Consider the following 14,044-nt stretch of genomic DNA (forward strand, 5'->3'; position numbering starts at 1 on the left):
TCACGGGGTCACGCCTGGCCACGCCTTGGCCAGATGGCCAACGTCGAAGGAAGGCCGCGCACACGGACGCGGCGCATGAAATAATCGGTCCATTAACGTTCGAGCAGCTTCAAGGACGTTCAAGCGCGTTCGAGCCGTTGTCCTGATACGGCTCGAACGCGTCCCTCCCGCCACGCCACCCGCATGCCCACGGAGCCCGCCATGCCCCACGTCGCCCCGCTGTTCGCCTTTGCCGCCGTCGCTCTCGGCATGGCGCTCACGCCCGGTCCCAACATGATCTATCTGATCTCGCGCTCGATCTGCCAGGGTCGCAAGGCCGGGCTCATTTCGCTCGGCGGCGTTGCGCTGGGCTTCATCTTCTATATGTTGTGCGCCGCTTTCGGCATTACCGCACTGCTCATGGCCGTGCCGTTCGCCTACGACGCGCTGCGCCTCGGCGGCGCGCTCTATCTGGCCTGGCTCGCGTGGCAAACGCTCAAGCCGGGTGGCCGCTCGCCCTTCCAGGTGCGCGAACTCACGCCGGACCGTCCCAGCAAGCTGTTCCTGATGGGCTTCGTCACGAATCTGCTGAATCCGAAGGTGGCGATCCTGTATCTCTCGCTGCTGCCGCAGTTCATCGACCCGTCGCGCGGCAGCGTGCTCACGCAGTCGATCGAACTCGGCACCGTGCAGATCGCGCTTTCGGTGACGGTGAACGCCGCCGCCGCGATCACGGCCGGCTCGATCGCGTCGTTCCTGGCGCGTCGCCCGACATGGCTCGTGATCCAGCGTTATCTGATGGGGACGGTATTGGCCGGTCTGGCCGTGCGGATTGCCGCCGAAGGGCAACGTTAAGACGTAGCGCGAACCAGTATGTGCCTGCGGCACCGCTGCGGGCACGGCACGCGCAAGGCGCCGAACCTGCGTTCAACCTGTACGCGCACGCGCGACCTGGCGCTCAGGCCGCGCGTGCGGCCGGCGGCATGCGCAGTTTCACGGAACCCGCGGGAATCGAGCGCGGCTCGATGCGGACCATGTCCTGCGCGAACATGTCCTGACGCAGTTCGCCCTGTTCGTCGAACCATTGGCAGATCAGCCAGTGACCACTGGCGAAGCCCACCGGCCCCGCATACATCACCGTCATGCGCGGCCCACCCGACATAAGGGTGACGACATCGCCAATACCGGCCAGGACGATGGGCTGGCTTTCTGCAAGCGCTAGCTCTACGGTCGTATCAAGCATGATGTACCCCGGAAAAAGATCGGCCCATTGAAATCCCCGGAGCGGGCCTCGTGTCCCGCCTTGATGCCGCTTCGACGCCATTTTTCACAATAATGGCTTTTACGCGGCTATTAATGAGTTTCGCAAGACTATCAACCCGATTTAATCCGCGCAAGCAATTTTAGCCAGACTACGGAAAACCCGTATTAGCATTGCTCACCTGTCAGAACGGTCATCAATTTGCGTAATTGCAATACGCATCGGCGTGGGCATTGAAGCACGCAGAAACTACCGTCAGCCCCCGCCACTGGGCGACTGGAGCAGGCAATTCGTACCGTCCCGGGCCGCGACTGCGCAAACAGTATTATTATTTCCGCGCTGCTACGCTTTTTTGACGAGTTGGGTGCTGCGACAATTCGACCAGAATCCCTGCATTAACCATTCAGTTCAAAACCACGGCATTCGTAACTGCAAGGTAAAACCACACTAAAAAAAGCCATCTGAAAAAGCGCGCCGTCAAAACCGTCCGTTCGTTTTATTTTTTGTTTAGGATGCGGGCAATTATTTATCGCTCACCGTTGTTTTCAAATAAACATACGGTTTCAAAATCACGCGTGAAATATGGCTGTCACGCGCAGGGGATGGCAAGGGCCCGCCGCACAAGGTAAAACGCCCCGTCCGGTCAACCCGGACGGGGCGTTTAACAGCCGGTCACTGCCCGACGAACCGCCGCTTACTCCGCGAACGGCAGCGTGGTCTGCCCTTCGGCGCGCATGCCGAACACGTTGAGCGTCATCGCCACCAGCGCGTAATAGCCCAGCAGGCCGACCAGGTTGATCGTCGTCTCGTGGCCGAAGCGCTCGACCGCGCGGGCATACGTGGCGTCGGAAACGCGCTTCGTGTCGTAAAGCTCGGTCGTGAATGCGTAGATCAGCGCGTCGTCGGCTTCGTCGAAAACCGGCTGTGCGCCGGTGCGGATCTGCTCCGCCAGCGCTTCGGGCACGCCCGCCTTCAGCGCGATCGGATAGTGGATGAACCACTCCGCCTGCGCCTGCCAGCGCTGCGCCGTCACAAGAATCGCGAGTTCGGACAGACGCAGCGACAGGCCCGTGCTGTACCGGCAGAACGCGCCCAGACGCTGCGCATGCTGCGCCAGTTCCGGGCTGTGAACCCAGCCGAGAAACGGCCCGTTCAGATTGCCGCGCGGGCCGGAAAGGATTTCTTCGAGCACGGCTTTCTGCTCGGGCGTCGCGGTCGCGGCGTCGAAGGCCGGCAGCCGCGGGTTCTGGGATTGCGTCATCGCTTGACTCCGATTGACTTCGATTAACTGCGATTGACTCCGGGCTTCCCGGTTGAGGTCGAAAAAGTATGCCGATTGCGCCACTCCGGATTACGCCATTCGGGCGCAACGGCGCGCGGACAGTCAGGCCGTCGCCGACGCAGCCACGTTCACGCCCGTCGACGCCAGCGCCGCCCCGATCGCCGCCGCAAGCCGGTCCTCGATCGTATCGATCTCCTGCGCCGTGCAGATGAACGGCGGCGCGAGCAGCACGTGGTCGCCGTTCCTGCCATCGACGGTCCCGCCCATCGGATACACCATCAGCCCGCGCGCGAACGCCTCGCGCTTGATCGCCGCATGCAGCTTGAGCGCCGGATCGAAGCTCGCCTTCGTTTCACGGTCCTTCACCAGCTCGACGCCGACGAACAGCCCACGGCCGCGCACGTCGCCGATATACGGATGCTCGGCGTAACGCTCGCGCAGCCGCGCGCGCAGTTGCTCGCCGCGCGCGAGCACGTTGTCGAGCAGCTTGTCCTCGGCGATCACGCGCTGCACTTCAAGCGCCGCCGCACAGGCCGTCGCATGGCCGATGTAAGTGTGGCCGTGCTGGAAGTAACCGCTGCCGCCCACGATGGTTTCATAGATGCGCGCGCTCACGAGCGTCGCGCCGATCGGCTGATAACCGGCGCCCAGCCCCTTCGCGATGGTCAGCAGATCGGGCGCGACGCCGTCCTCCGCGCAGGCGTACAGCCAGCCCGTGCGGCCCATGCCCGACATGATCTCGTCGAGGATCAGCAGCACGCCGTAGCGATCGCACACCGCGCGGATCTTGCGGAAGTAGTCGCGCACCGGTGGCACCGCGCCGGCCGTCGCGCCGACCACCGTCTCCGCCACGAAAGCCGCGACGTTTTCCGCGCCGAGTTCGAGGATCTTCTGTTCGAGTTCATCGGCGAGACGTTGCGCGTAGGCTTCGTCGGTTTCGCCTTCGTAACGCTCGCGATACGCGTAGCACGGGCTCACGTGATGCGATTCGATCAAGATCGGCAGGAACGGCTCGCGTCGCCATGCGTTGCCGCCGATCGCCAGCGCGCCGAGCGTATTGCCGTGATAGCTCTGGCGACGCGCGATGAAATGACGGCGCGTCAGCTCGCCCTTCTCCACGAAGAACTGGCGCGCGAGCTTGAGCGCGGCCTCGATCGCCTCGGAACCGCCCGAGACGAAATAGACGTGATCGAGCCCTTCGGGCGCGTTCGCGATCAGATGATCGGCGAGTTGCTCGGAGGTGTCGGTCGTGAAGAACGAAGTGTGCGCGTACGGCAGTTGCTGCGCCTGGCGCTTGATCGCGTCGATCACGCGCTGGTTGCTGTGACCGAGGCACGACACGGCCGCGCCGCCGCTCGCGTCGATATAGCGCTTGCCGGTCGAATCGATGATCTCGATACCCTCGCCCGCCACTGCCACCGGCAGGGTCTGTTTGGGCATGCGATGAAAGACTTTGCTCATGTGCGGTCTCGCTGAATAGTGCGAAGTGAGGCGATGAAATCGGGGAATGTTCGGACGCGCGCGTCAGATGCGCGCGATCTGCTGGCGCATGACGCGCTCGCCGCCTTGCCAGACGTCGAGTGCGACGCCGCGCGGCTCGATGCGCATGCAGGCCGTGGCGAGCGTGTTTTCGTCGTCGGGATCGTGCGGGTCGTCGCGGAAAATCGGCAGGCCCGCCCCGCCTCGGTCGTGCAGCGTCTGCACGAAAGCCTCGCGGTCGGGATGTGCGCCGAGCGGCGGCAGCAGGTCCGCGAGCCGCGCCTGACGATCGCGCGACGAATCGGTGACGATCTGCGGCTCGCGCTCACCATCCGGGTGATCCGCGTGAATCAGGTGATTGGCGTGGCCCGACGGCGCGCCGACCTCGACGACCGAGGCGCGCTGCGCCGTGGCCTCGACGCTGACGACGCGCACCGCGCCCGTTGCGTCGGTGCCGCCCAGCGTGTGGTGAAATCCGCTCGCGCGCGGCGTGTCGCGCAGCAGCGCGAGCGCGTCGTCGAGCGAGGCGGCGTCGAGCACGGCGCGCGCGAGGATCATGCGCGGCACGCCCGCGCGCGGCTCGCGGATGCGCACGTTGTTGATCGCCTGCGCCACCCCGGCGCGCGACGCCGCGAACGTGTGGCCCGGCAGCGAACCCGGGTAATAGAAGCTGACGAAACCGGGCCGGCCCGCCGGCTCCACCTCGACCATGTGGCAGCGACCGCGCAGAAATGGATCGCCGTCTTCGTTGTGCGCGATCAGCCCGGCCTCGGGCGTGGCCGTCGCCAGCGTCGTGCAGCCGTCCGGCGCGTTATGGATCAGCTCGCCGCGGCAATTCCAGAGGAACAGATCGTGCGCCGGCCAGCCGAGCGCCGCCGCCATCGCGTCCAGTTCGGCCACCTGCGCCGGGAAATGACGCTCTGCCGCCGCGCGCAGCGCCTGCACGAACGCGTGACCGCGCCAGCGGCTCACCGCCTGCCACGCGGCGCTTCGCGCCATATAGCTGTCGAAGACGGGCTTCGCGAGTTCGCCGAGCTGCCGCCCGATCGCCTCGGGCGTGCCGCCCATCCGGAAAGACTTCAGTCCCTGCATCGATTGTTCCGCCTGTCAGTCTGGGCCGCGCCTGAAACGGCCGATGTCGGATTTATACGCCACACAACATATGTTGTCAAATGAAAAGCAATTTGCAACAAATGGGTTTACACGGCGCGTAAAAAAGCCGCCCTGGAAGGCGGCATGGCGGAACCGGTGTACTGACCGGACACTTCAGGACACTTCAGGACACTTCAATACAGTACGGATCAGTACGCTTCACGGGACATAAGCGCCGCGCGCGTTGAGCGAACGCTCGGCTTCCTCCAGCTGCGCCACCGCGCCCGCCCCTTCCAGCGAGAGCAGATGCGCAACCAGCGATTCGGCCAGCGCCGTCGCCGCCACGAGGGACGGAAAAAACGACGGGCTCTCGTGCGTGAAGATCAGCACCTTTTCGGCGTTGAGCGCGATGGGCGACACGGCGCTGTCGGTAATGGCGATCAGCTTGCTGCCCTTTTCGAGCGCGGCTTCGGCCACGCGCACCGCTTCGACCGAATACGGCGCAAAGCTGACAACGATCGTTGCGCTGTCGTGCTCGATGCCGAGCAACTGCATTTCGAGCGTCCCGGCTTCGCCGCCCAGCAACGAGACGGACGGCCGGAACAAGCGGTAGCCATAGACGAGCCCGAACGCGACCGCGTAGCACGAGCGAAAACCCGCGACGTGCACGTGCTTCGCCTTCTTGAGCACGCGCGCGGCCTCGACGAGCGTGCGCGTGTTGTGGACGGCGCTGGCGTCAAGGTTGTGCTGTTGCGCGGCGAGCAGATCGCGGGCAAGCGCGTCCTTTGCACTGCCGGCGACGAGCGAACGCGCGCGGCTCGACAGCGGCTCGGGACGCGTGCGCACGCGCGCCACGAACAGATCGCGCAGCTCGTTCCAGCCCGGAAAGCCCAGTTGCTGCGAAAGCCGCACGAGCGATGCGGGCTGCACGCTGGCGCGCTCGGCGACCTTGCGCATCGACGAGACGGCGACTTCATCGGGATGATCGAGCAGAAATGCCGCGCCCGTCTGGAACTGCGGGCTCAGGTCGGAAAAGCGCGCGCGAATCAGCGCGGCAAGCTGGTCGAAGCTGTCTGGCATGCGAATGGCGGCGTAAGCCGGGCAGTGGGCGACAACAAATGTTACCACTGGTGTTGCGCAATGTTGTGAACGGAGCGGACAGACCCTCGCGTTTCACCACCTCACTCACGAATGTATTGAGCGCTGCGTGGCAACGGATAGTCGCGGGCGATCGTTTCCTGAAGAAACTGCGTCACCGATTTAATGCATGACGATGCCCGCCGCCGACATCGCCGCAAACAATTGCGCAATCATGCTCGACGACTGGAACGACAGACGCGGATTGCTCACCACTTCATCGAGCCAGCGCACCGTATCGAGTTGAATCAGGTCGTTCACATACGAGGCGAATTCGTGACGACTCAAATCGACCACATCGACCGGCGTGCCATGCGCTTCGAGATAAGCCGGCGCCGCGAACAGGCCGGATTCGCCGTACTGAAAGCGCCCGATATTCCATCGATTCTGGTGGAGACCGCGTTTATCAGCAACCCGGACGAAGAACGCAAACTCCAGATTCCGGCTTACCGCCAGCAAATGGCCGATGCGATTTACGACGGCATCCGTCAATATTTCGCGAGTCATCCGCCGCTTAAGCGCAACGTCACCGTTTGAATCTCGCGGCCACATCGCACATCGACGTTCAGGACAGCTTGTTTCGCGGTGCGCTGTTAAAATGCCCGCGATTTCAGCCACTTTTCTCCGTGCATCGACCATGCGAATTCTCGCGATTGAAGATGACCCCGATATTCTCGGCAATATCGCCAGCTATTTGGGTGCCCGAAACACGATGGTCGATTGCGCGCTCGACGGCGTGCAAGGCTATGCGCTCGCCACGCGCAACGAATACGACGTCATCATTCTCGATCTCGCGCTGCCGCGGCTCGACGGCTACGAATTGTGCCGCCGCCTGCGTGAAGACGCGCAATGCGAAACGCCGCTCATCATGGTCACGGCGCGCGACACGCTCGACGAACGGCTCGCGGGTTTTCACGCCGGCGCCGACGACTATCTCGTGAAGCCGTTCGCGCTCGCCGAACTCGGCGCGCGCGTCAAGGCGCTCTCGCAGCGTCCGCGCAAACGCTCGGTCGCGCGCTCGCTGCAGGTCGCTGACCTCGTGCTCGATCTCGACACGCGCGAACTCGCGCGCGCGGGCCGAACCTTGCGTCTGCCGCCCGCGCCCATGACCTTGCTGAAAATTCTCATGCAGGAAAGCCCGTCGGTGGTGGCCCGCGTGCGTCTCGAGGAAGCGCTGTGGCTCGACTCGCCACCCGACAGCGACAGCCTGCGCACGCACATTCATCAGCTACGCCAGGTGATCGACAAGCCGTTCGAACAAGCGCTGCTGCAGACGGTGCACGGCGTGGGTTATCAGCTACGCGCGGCGCAAGACGATGCGCGCTGACGCGCCGCGAGACGCGAGCCAGACTCAGCCGCAGACTCGGTTGGAAACGCGTCCGCGCCGCACGCTCGCGCGCGACTTCGTGCTCGCCTATCTGGTGCTCGCGTTGATCGTCGGCGCGCTGCTCTCGCTCGTCTCGATGTGGACAGTCAACCGCCTCGAAACGCATTTGCAGCAGATCGATATGGGCATGGCGCTCGACCGCGTGCGCGACGAATATCTCGCGGGCAAGAGCGTTGGCCGCGTGAACCGCTTCTTTCACGGCGAACCGGGCAGCGATACGTTTCCGACCTGGCTGCGCGACGTCGAGCCCGGCTTCTCGCGCCTCGAACACGGCGACCGCGACTGGCATGTGATGGCCGACGACCGCGACGGCGTGCGCTACATGCTGCTGCGCGACTACACGGCTTTCGAGGAGCGCCGCGTGCATTCGCACTGGCTCACGGTGCTCAGCGTGGTCGCGAGTCTGCTGGTGGCGTTTCTGCTGGGCGGCGCCGTCACGCGCCGCTTCGTGCGCCCGCTGATCCGGCTCGCGGAACAGGTCGTCAAGCGTCCTGCGCTGCCGCCGCAAACGCGTCTCGCGCACGCGTATCCGGAGAACGAAATCGGCCGGCTCGCTGCCGCTTTCGACGCCACCTACAACGAACTCGAAGCCGCGCTGCAGCGCGAAAAACTCTTTACCGCCGATGTGAGCCACGAATTGCGCACGCCGCTCACGGTTATTTCGAGTTCGTGCGAACTGCTGCTCGACGACCCCGCGCTCACCGCCACGCAACGCGCGAAACTCGAACGCGCGCACGCGGCCTCGCGCGACATTCATCAGCAACTCGCCGCGTATCTGATGCTGTCACGCGGTTCGGCCACGGCCACGGGCTTCGCGCAAAGCGACGTCGCCAGTGTGGTGCGCGAGGAAATCGCGCACTGGTCGCCACGCGCCACGCAACTCGGCTTGCGCATGGAAGGCGAATTCGCCCCTGCTAATCCATTACCTGGGATGACGAATCTTTTTCCGGCTGCACTGCTGCGTATAGTGCTCTCGAATCTGATCCGCAACGCGCTCCAGCACGCGGCCAGCGGCACGCGTATTCTCGTGCGCGCCGACGCCGCCAGTTTCGAAGTCGCCGACGACGGTCCTGGCATCGCGGCGAGCGTGAAGCCCCATGTTTTCACCCCATTCGTGCGCGGCGGCGAAGCGGGCGCGGACAATCTCGGCCTCGGGCTCTCGCTCGTCCAGCGCATCTGCGAGCATCAAGGCTGGCTTGTCACGCTCGATACCGCGCCCGGCGCAGGCACGCGCTTTCGTATCGAACTCACGGCGAGCAAGGCCGCGATCGACTGAAAAATGCCTTGAATCAAGGGCTTTTCGCATCGACCGGGCATCGGCCACGCATCGGCGAAATCTGCCCTCGCCCGAATCATAGCGATGCCGGCATCAAGAAAACGTTAAGACGTCGTTCCGCGCGCACAGTGACACCTCACCATGCGTGCAACTCATGAAGTCAGCGAAATTACTCAACGTCGGCGCACGCGTGCAACGGTAGGATGCGGAGTTTTCCGCCAACGCCATTGCGCACGCACGTTCATGAGCACAGGTATGACTTCACGCCGCGCCTTCGCCACGCGCACGATTTTCACCGCCCTCCTGTTGCTCGCGCTGATCGGCGCGGGCGCATCGGTCTGGGCGTTTTCCGGTTACGTCGGTGTGGCGGCGACCGACAAGGACAATGCGCTCGTCGCGTGGTTTTTGCACACGACCTACCAGCGCTCGCTCGACCGGCAGTCGGCCGCGGTCGCGGTGCCGGACAATCTCGTGAACGACGTCAACGTGCGCGCGGGCGCGCATCTCTATGCGCAGCATTGTGTCTACTGCCACGGCGCGCCCGGCGTGCGTCTCGATCCGATCGGCGCGGGCATCTCGCCACGCGCGCCGGATCTGCTCGCGGCCAAACGTCATAACGGGCCGCAATCGACGTTCTGGGTCATGCGCCACGGCGTCAAGATGACCGCGATGCCCGCCTTCGGCAAATCGCTCGACGACACGCAGCTCTGGCAGCTCGCGGCATTCCTGCGCGCCCGACGCGGCATCGACGCCGGGGACTATCGCGCGCTCACCGGCCCGGTAGCGGACGCGAGCGGCGATCCTTCCACCGGCCGGAAGAGTCCCTTGGCAGATTAGTGGTTAACCCTGGGAGATAAGACCTCTAGACTTTTAGTCATGGATTGCGGCGAGTTGCCGCAGCCAATCACGAAACAGATCGGAGGTTGTCATGAAGTCGCTTGTCCAGGTTGCTGCTGTTGCCCTTGCTCTCACGCTCCCGGTTGCCTCGTTCGCCCAGTCGAACGGCGGCATGACCCGCGCGCAGGTTCGCGCCGAACTCGTGCAGCTCGAACAGGCCGGCTATCGCCCGGGCGACGGCGACAACGCCCACTACCCGGAAGCGATCCAGGCCGCCGAAGCCAAGGTCGCCGCGCAGAACAGCGCAGTGGGCGGCGCCGCGGCCGGTTCGTCGGCAGCAGGCGGCCGTTCGCAAGCGGGCCAGTAAGGCCTCGTGAGCGCCGATGAGCGCCGATGAGCGCCCGTCGGCTTCACAGGCGCGGCGCGGTTGCGGCTGACGCATGACCGGCAAGCCGCGCCGAGCGTGCAAACGGAACATGAAACCGAGCGTGCGCGCGGCACACGACGCGCGCTCGGGCGCCGGATCGCGGCAATCCGCCGCACCGCTATCGTGCGACGGACCTCGATCCCGTCAAGCCGACAGGTCTTACACTGGTTACCGTCGCCCGCCGAGGAACCGCCCGTGCCTATCCAGTATCTGCGCAGCTTCACGTCCGTGGAACGCACCGAGAAAGCCAATCTCCGGCTCGGCCGCGCGCTCGCCTGCATCGCGGGCGCGGCCAACGCCGGCGGCTTCCTGGCGGTCGGGCAATACACCTCGCACATGTCCGGCATCGTCTCGTCGGTGGCCGACAACCTCGCGCTCGGCGATATCGGCCTCGCGCTCGCCGCGCTCAGCGCGATCTTCGCCTTCGCGGGCGGCGCGGCCACGTCCGCGGTCCTGATCAACTGGGGACGCCGCCGCGCCGTCCACAGCGTCTACGCCTTGCCGATGATGCTCGAAGCCCTGCTGCTGACGGGCTTCGCCGTGCTCGGCGCGAACATGGAACACCATCGCGTACTGTTCGTGCCCGCCACCGTCGCGCTGCTCTGCTACGTGATGGGCCTGCAGAACGCGATGATCACGAAGATCTCGCACGCCGAAATCCGCACGACGCATATGACCGGCATCGTGACCGATCTCGGCATCGAGCTCGGCAAGGGGCTGTACTGGAACTGGGGCGTGCCGGCGGGCGCGGCGCAGCACGTGCGCGCGGACATGCTGCGCGTGCGCGTGCTGGCCTCGCTGCTCGGCATGTTCCTGATCGGCGGGCTGGGTGGCGCGCTGGCGTTCCGGCATCTGGGTTTTTCGTCCGCGGCCCTGCTCGCGGCCGCGCTGCTCACGCTCGCCTGCGTGCCGCTCGCCGACGATCTGCGCCGATGGTCGCCGCGCGATCCGGCTTGATCCGTCCCAGTTCAGGTTGATCGGTTCGGGCGCGGCGAGTCTCGCTATGCCGTCGCGCGACTCGCCGCGCCGCCGCTGAGGAATTCGACGAGACTCGCGGGCGTGCGCTCGTCGAGACACAGCGCGAGCGTGGTGCAGGAATCCACCGCCGCCGCGTAGCTGCGCGCAAACATCTTCGTTTCGTAGGCGGCGAACGCGGCCTCGGCATCGCCGGGATGGGCGGCGATCGCCGCGCCTAGCTCCGCACCGTCGAGCATGGCGAGATTCGCGCCTTCGCCCGCGGGCGGCGCGAGATGCGCGGCGTCGCCGAGCAGCGTCACCCCGCGCACGCGCGTCCAGCGATGATCGACCGGCAGCATGAACAGCGGACGCGGGACCGGCGCGCCCTCGCCATGGGTGATCAACGCCGTGAGCGCGGGCGCCCAGCCCACGAATTCCGCCGCGATGGCAGCCGTCGCACTGGCCGCGTCGTTGAAGTCGATCGCGTCGAACCACGCCAGCGGGCGATTCAGCGCGATATACGCGTGCAGCACGCCGCCGGGTTCGCGATGCGCGAAGATCCCTTTGCCGGGCGCGGGCGCGAACAAGCCGCCGCCGCCCACGGCCTCGGCGGCCGCGACGTGGCGCGTATCGACGTCGCGCAAATACGTTTCGATGAACGTCGTGCCGACATACTCCGGCACCGCCGCCGACAGCAGCGGCCTGACCTTCGACCACGCGCCATCGGCGCCCACCAGCAACCGGCTGATCACGCTGGAACCGTCGGTGAACCTCAGCCGGTGCTCGCCATCGCCGAGCGGCGCGACCTCGCTGAGCTTCTTGCCCCAGCGCACCGTGCCCGGCGGCAGCGACGTCAGCAGCACGTCGCGCAATTCCCCGCGCAACACTTCGGGCCGCCCGCCCGTGCCGTCGTCGGGCTCATCGAGCAGCAGCGTGCCCTGCGAGTCCCGCGCGCGCGTGGCCTCGCCGCCCACGTGAACGATCGCCCGGAACGCGTCGCTCAAACCGGCCGCCGCCAGCGCGGCCTGCCCGTCCTGCTCGTGGATGTCGAGCATGCCGCCCTGCGTGCGCGCTTGCGCCGACGGCTCCGCCTCGTAAACGGTCGCGGGAATGCCGTGCAGATGCAGGACGCGCGCGAGCACCAGCCCGCCGAGTCCCGCGCCGACGATCGTCACCGGTGTCGTCATCGCGTTTCCTTTCAATTGGTCATGTACGAAACACTCATGGAACGACGTTCCATAGGAAAAATAGTTTGGAACGAAGTTCCATAAGTGTCAAGCTACGGGGATGACCACGGAAAACCGGACACGGCGGCGCGCGGACGCGCTCACGCAACAGCGGATCGTCGAAGCGGCGATCGAGATCCTCGACCAGGACGGCGAGGACGCGCTGACCTTTCGCGCCCTTGCGGCGCATCTCGCGACCGGCAGCGGCGCGCTCTACTGGCACGTCGCCGACAAGCAGACCTTGCTCGCCCAGGCCACCGACCAGATCGTTGCCGCCGCGCTACACGAAGCGGCAACGCGGCCGCAACCGCAGGACGCGATCCGCGCGCTGGCGCTCGGCGTCTTCGATGCCATCGACGCCCATCCATGGGTCGGCGCGCAGTTGGCGCGCGATCCGTGGCAGTACGCGGTCTTGCGGATACTCGAAGGCGTCGGCGTGCAGGTGCAGGCGATGGGCGTGCCCGAGCCCGCGCAATTCAACGCGGCGACGGCCATTCTGAGCTTCATTCTCGGACTCGCGGGGCAGTACGCGACGCGTCCGCAAGCGGCGCTCGAAGGCGTGGATCGGGCGGCGGTGCTGGAAAACGTCGCCGCGAAATGGGCGCAGCTCGATGCGGCACAACACCCGTTTGTACGTCAGGTGGCGGCCATGCTGTCGGGTCACGACGACCGCGAGCAGTTTCTCGCCGGCATCGATTTCATTCTGGCCGGCATCGTACAGAACACGATCGTGTCCTGATCGGCAATTAATCAGCTATCCGAATTAATGGTGCGTAACCCTCAGAATGTGGGCAAGAGCCGGCTCAATTCGTCCAGCGCCCGACTTTGATAAGCAGGACGCGACACCATCCAGGTCTGGATGGCGGTCAGCGGAATGGACTGCACGGTGCTCGCAACCGCGAGCGTGGCGAGCACCGACTTCGGAAACACCGCCACGGCTGTTCCGGCGGATACCGCCGCAAAAATCGCGTGATACGAGTGGTATTCGATGATCTCGGGACGAGATCCCGCGTCCGCGTGTTGCGACTCCAGCCATTGCTCGCCGCGCCGGCGATAGGTACAGCCCTTCGGAAAGGCCGCGAGCGGATAATGCGCCACGCTCGCGGACGCAGCGCCCGCGCGACCCGGCACCAGCAGCAGCAACTCCTCGCGAAACACCGGCACCGCTGCGAGACTGGCATCGTCGTCCGTGTTGAATTCGAGGGCGGCGCGCTCGTCGGTTTCCGCCACGAAGGCGCAATCGAGCCGGCTGGCCTTCACGTCGTCGATCAACGCGCGCGTGGTGCCCGTGGAGATTTCGAGCTGCACGTCGGGCCACAAACTCTGATACGCGCCCAGTAGCCCAGGCAGCCGCGCCGCCGCCGTGCTTTCCATCGCGCCAATTCTCAGCTTGCCGACGGGTACGTCCGACTGCATCGCCTGCCGCGCCTCTTCAGCGAGCGTGAGCATGCGATGCGCGTAGCCAAGCAGACGCTGCCCGTTTTCGGTCAGCGTCATACGCTTGCCTTCACGCGAAAAGAGCTGCACGCCCAGTTCTTCTTCGAGCTGCTTGACGCGCGTCGTGACGTTCGATTGCACGCGCTGCAGCAATTGCGCCGCGCGCGTGACGCTCTGTTCCTTCGCGACCAGGCTGAAAATCTCCAGATCGAGCAGTTCCATACGGCGATTCCCAAATAGCGAATACGTCAATCACGATCATCTCAA

At 65.3% G+C, this 14,044-nt stretch carries 15 protein-coding genes and 1 pseudogene; 8 read left to right on the forward strand and 8 right to left on the reverse strand.

From position 1 onward, the window contains the following. The first annotated feature begins 201 nt into the window (after positions 1-201). A complete protein-coding gene (locus SB764_RS04380) occupies positions 202-834 on the forward strand; it encodes a LysE family translocator (RefSeq protein ID WP_065060721.1) in 633 nt (210 codons plus the stop codon). Between the two features lie 103 nt (positions 835-937). Here the strand turns inward: SB764_RS04380 and SB764_RS04385 are convergent, their stop codons facing one another. The 6 genes from SB764_RS04385 to SB764_RS04410 all read right to left on the reverse strand — a co-directional run bounded on the left by SB764_RS04385 (position 938) and on the right by SB764_RS04410 (position 6,491). Beyond that, positions 938-1,222, reverse strand: coding sequence for a YodC family protein (locus SB764_RS04385; protein WP_065060704.1), 285 nt, complete (start codon positions 1,220-1,222; stop codon positions 938-940). A gap of 712 nt (positions 1,223-1,934) precedes the next feature. After that, positions 1,935-2,501 (reverse strand): carboxymuconolactone decarboxylase family protein, encoded by a 567-nt coding sequence (locus SB764_RS04390; protein WP_410862761.1) that lies wholly within the window; start codon positions 2,499-2,501, stop codon positions 1,935-1,937. Between the two features lie 123 nt (positions 2,502-2,624). Continuing rightward, positions 2,625-3,983 carry an aspartate aminotransferase family protein gene (locus tag SB764_RS04395; RefSeq protein ID WP_110326957.1) on the reverse strand — a complete coding sequence of 453 codons (1,359 nt, stop codon included), beginning with the start codon at positions 3,981-3,983 and terminating at the stop codon, positions 2,625-2,627. A 63-nt stretch (positions 3,984-4,046) separates the two neighbouring features. Continuing rightward, a complete protein-coding gene (locus SB764_RS04400) occupies positions 4,047-5,093 on the reverse strand; it encodes a C45 family autoproteolytic acyltransferase/hydolase (protein ID WP_410862762.1) in 1,047 nt (348 codons plus the stop codon). 219 nt (positions 5,094-5,312) lie between these two features. After that, entirely contained in the window at positions 5,313-6,173 is an 861-nt protein-coding gene (locus SB764_RS04405) for a MurR/RpiR family transcriptional regulator (RefSeq protein WP_074985604.1), read from the reverse strand. A gap of 180 nt (positions 6,174-6,353) precedes the next feature. Continuing rightward, entirely contained in the window at positions 6,354-6,491 is a 138-nt protein-coding gene (locus SB764_RS04410; RefSeq protein WP_234774723.1) for a hypothetical protein, read from the reverse strand. Positions 6,492-6,569: 78 nt separating this feature from the next. Between SB764_RS04410 and SB764_RS04415 the strand changes: the two are divergent. The 6 genes and pseudogenes from SB764_RS04415 to SB764_RS04440 form a co-directional block, all read left to right on the forward strand. Beyond that, a pseudogene (locus SB764_RS04415) lies at positions 6,570-6,767 on the forward strand (N-acetylmuramoyl-L-alanine amidase family protein); the annotation flags it as partial. Between the two features lie 100 nt (positions 6,768-6,867). Next, positions 6,868-7,557, forward strand: coding sequence for a response regulator transcription factor (locus SB764_RS04420; RefSeq protein WP_065060698.1), 690 nt, complete (start codon positions 6,868-6,870; stop codon positions 7,555-7,557). A 40-nt stretch (positions 7,558-7,597) separates the two neighbouring features. Continuing rightward, positions 7,598-8,893: a sensor histidine kinase gene (locus SB764_RS04425; RefSeq protein WP_234774722.1), complete on the forward strand. Its 1,296-nt coding sequence runs from the start codon at positions 7,598-7,600 to the stop codon at positions 8,891-8,893. Between the two features lie 255 nt (positions 8,894-9,148). Further along, positions 9,149-9,730 (forward strand): c-type cytochrome, encoded by a 582-nt coding sequence (locus SB764_RS04430; protein ID WP_065060696.1) that lies wholly within the window; start codon positions 9,149-9,151, stop codon positions 9,728-9,730. 91 nt (positions 9,731-9,821) lie between these two features. Continuing rightward, positions 9,822-10,097, forward strand: coding sequence for a DUF4148 domain-containing protein (locus SB764_RS04435; protein WP_065060695.1), 276 nt, complete (start codon positions 9,822-9,824; stop codon positions 10,095-10,097). A gap of 255 nt (positions 10,098-10,352) precedes the next feature. Further along, positions 10,353-11,114, forward strand: coding sequence for a YoaK family protein (locus SB764_RS04440; protein ID WP_065060694.1), 762 nt, complete (start codon positions 10,353-10,355; stop codon positions 11,112-11,114). A 44-nt stretch (positions 11,115-11,158) separates the two neighbouring features. Here SB764_RS04440 and SB764_RS04445 read toward each other — a convergent pair whose 3' ends face one another. Further along, the gene (locus SB764_RS04445; protein ID WP_410862766.1) at positions 11,159-12,301 is read right to left on the reverse strand and encodes an FAD-dependent oxidoreductase; all 1,143 of its coding nucleotides are present in this window, start codon (positions 12,299-12,301) and stop codon (positions 11,159-11,161) included. Positions 12,302-12,401: 100 nt separating this feature from the next. On the opposite strand from SB764_RS04445, the gene SB764_RS04450 reads away from it, so the two are divergent. After that, positions 12,402-13,079 carry a TetR/AcrR family transcriptional regulator gene (locus SB764_RS04450; RefSeq protein ID WP_074982317.1) on the forward strand — a complete coding sequence of 226 codons (678 nt, stop codon included), beginning with the start codon at positions 12,402-12,404 and terminating at the stop codon, positions 13,077-13,079. A 41-nt stretch (positions 13,080-13,120) separates the two neighbouring features. Here SB764_RS04450 and SB764_RS04455 read toward each other — a convergent pair whose 3' ends face one another. Next, positions 13,121-13,999: a LysR substrate-binding domain-containing protein gene (locus tag SB764_RS04455; RefSeq protein WP_410862768.1), complete on the reverse strand. Its 879-nt coding sequence runs from the start codon at positions 13,997-13,999 to the stop codon at positions 13,121-13,123. Positions 14,000-14,044 lie beyond the last annotated feature (45 nt).

The sequence above is a fragment of the Paraburkholderia sp. SIMBA_027 genome, from assembly GCF_046535315.1.
GTDB classification, from domain to species: Bacteria; Pseudomonadota; Gammaproteobacteria; order Burkholderiales; family Burkholderiaceae; genus Paraburkholderia; species Paraburkholderia tropica.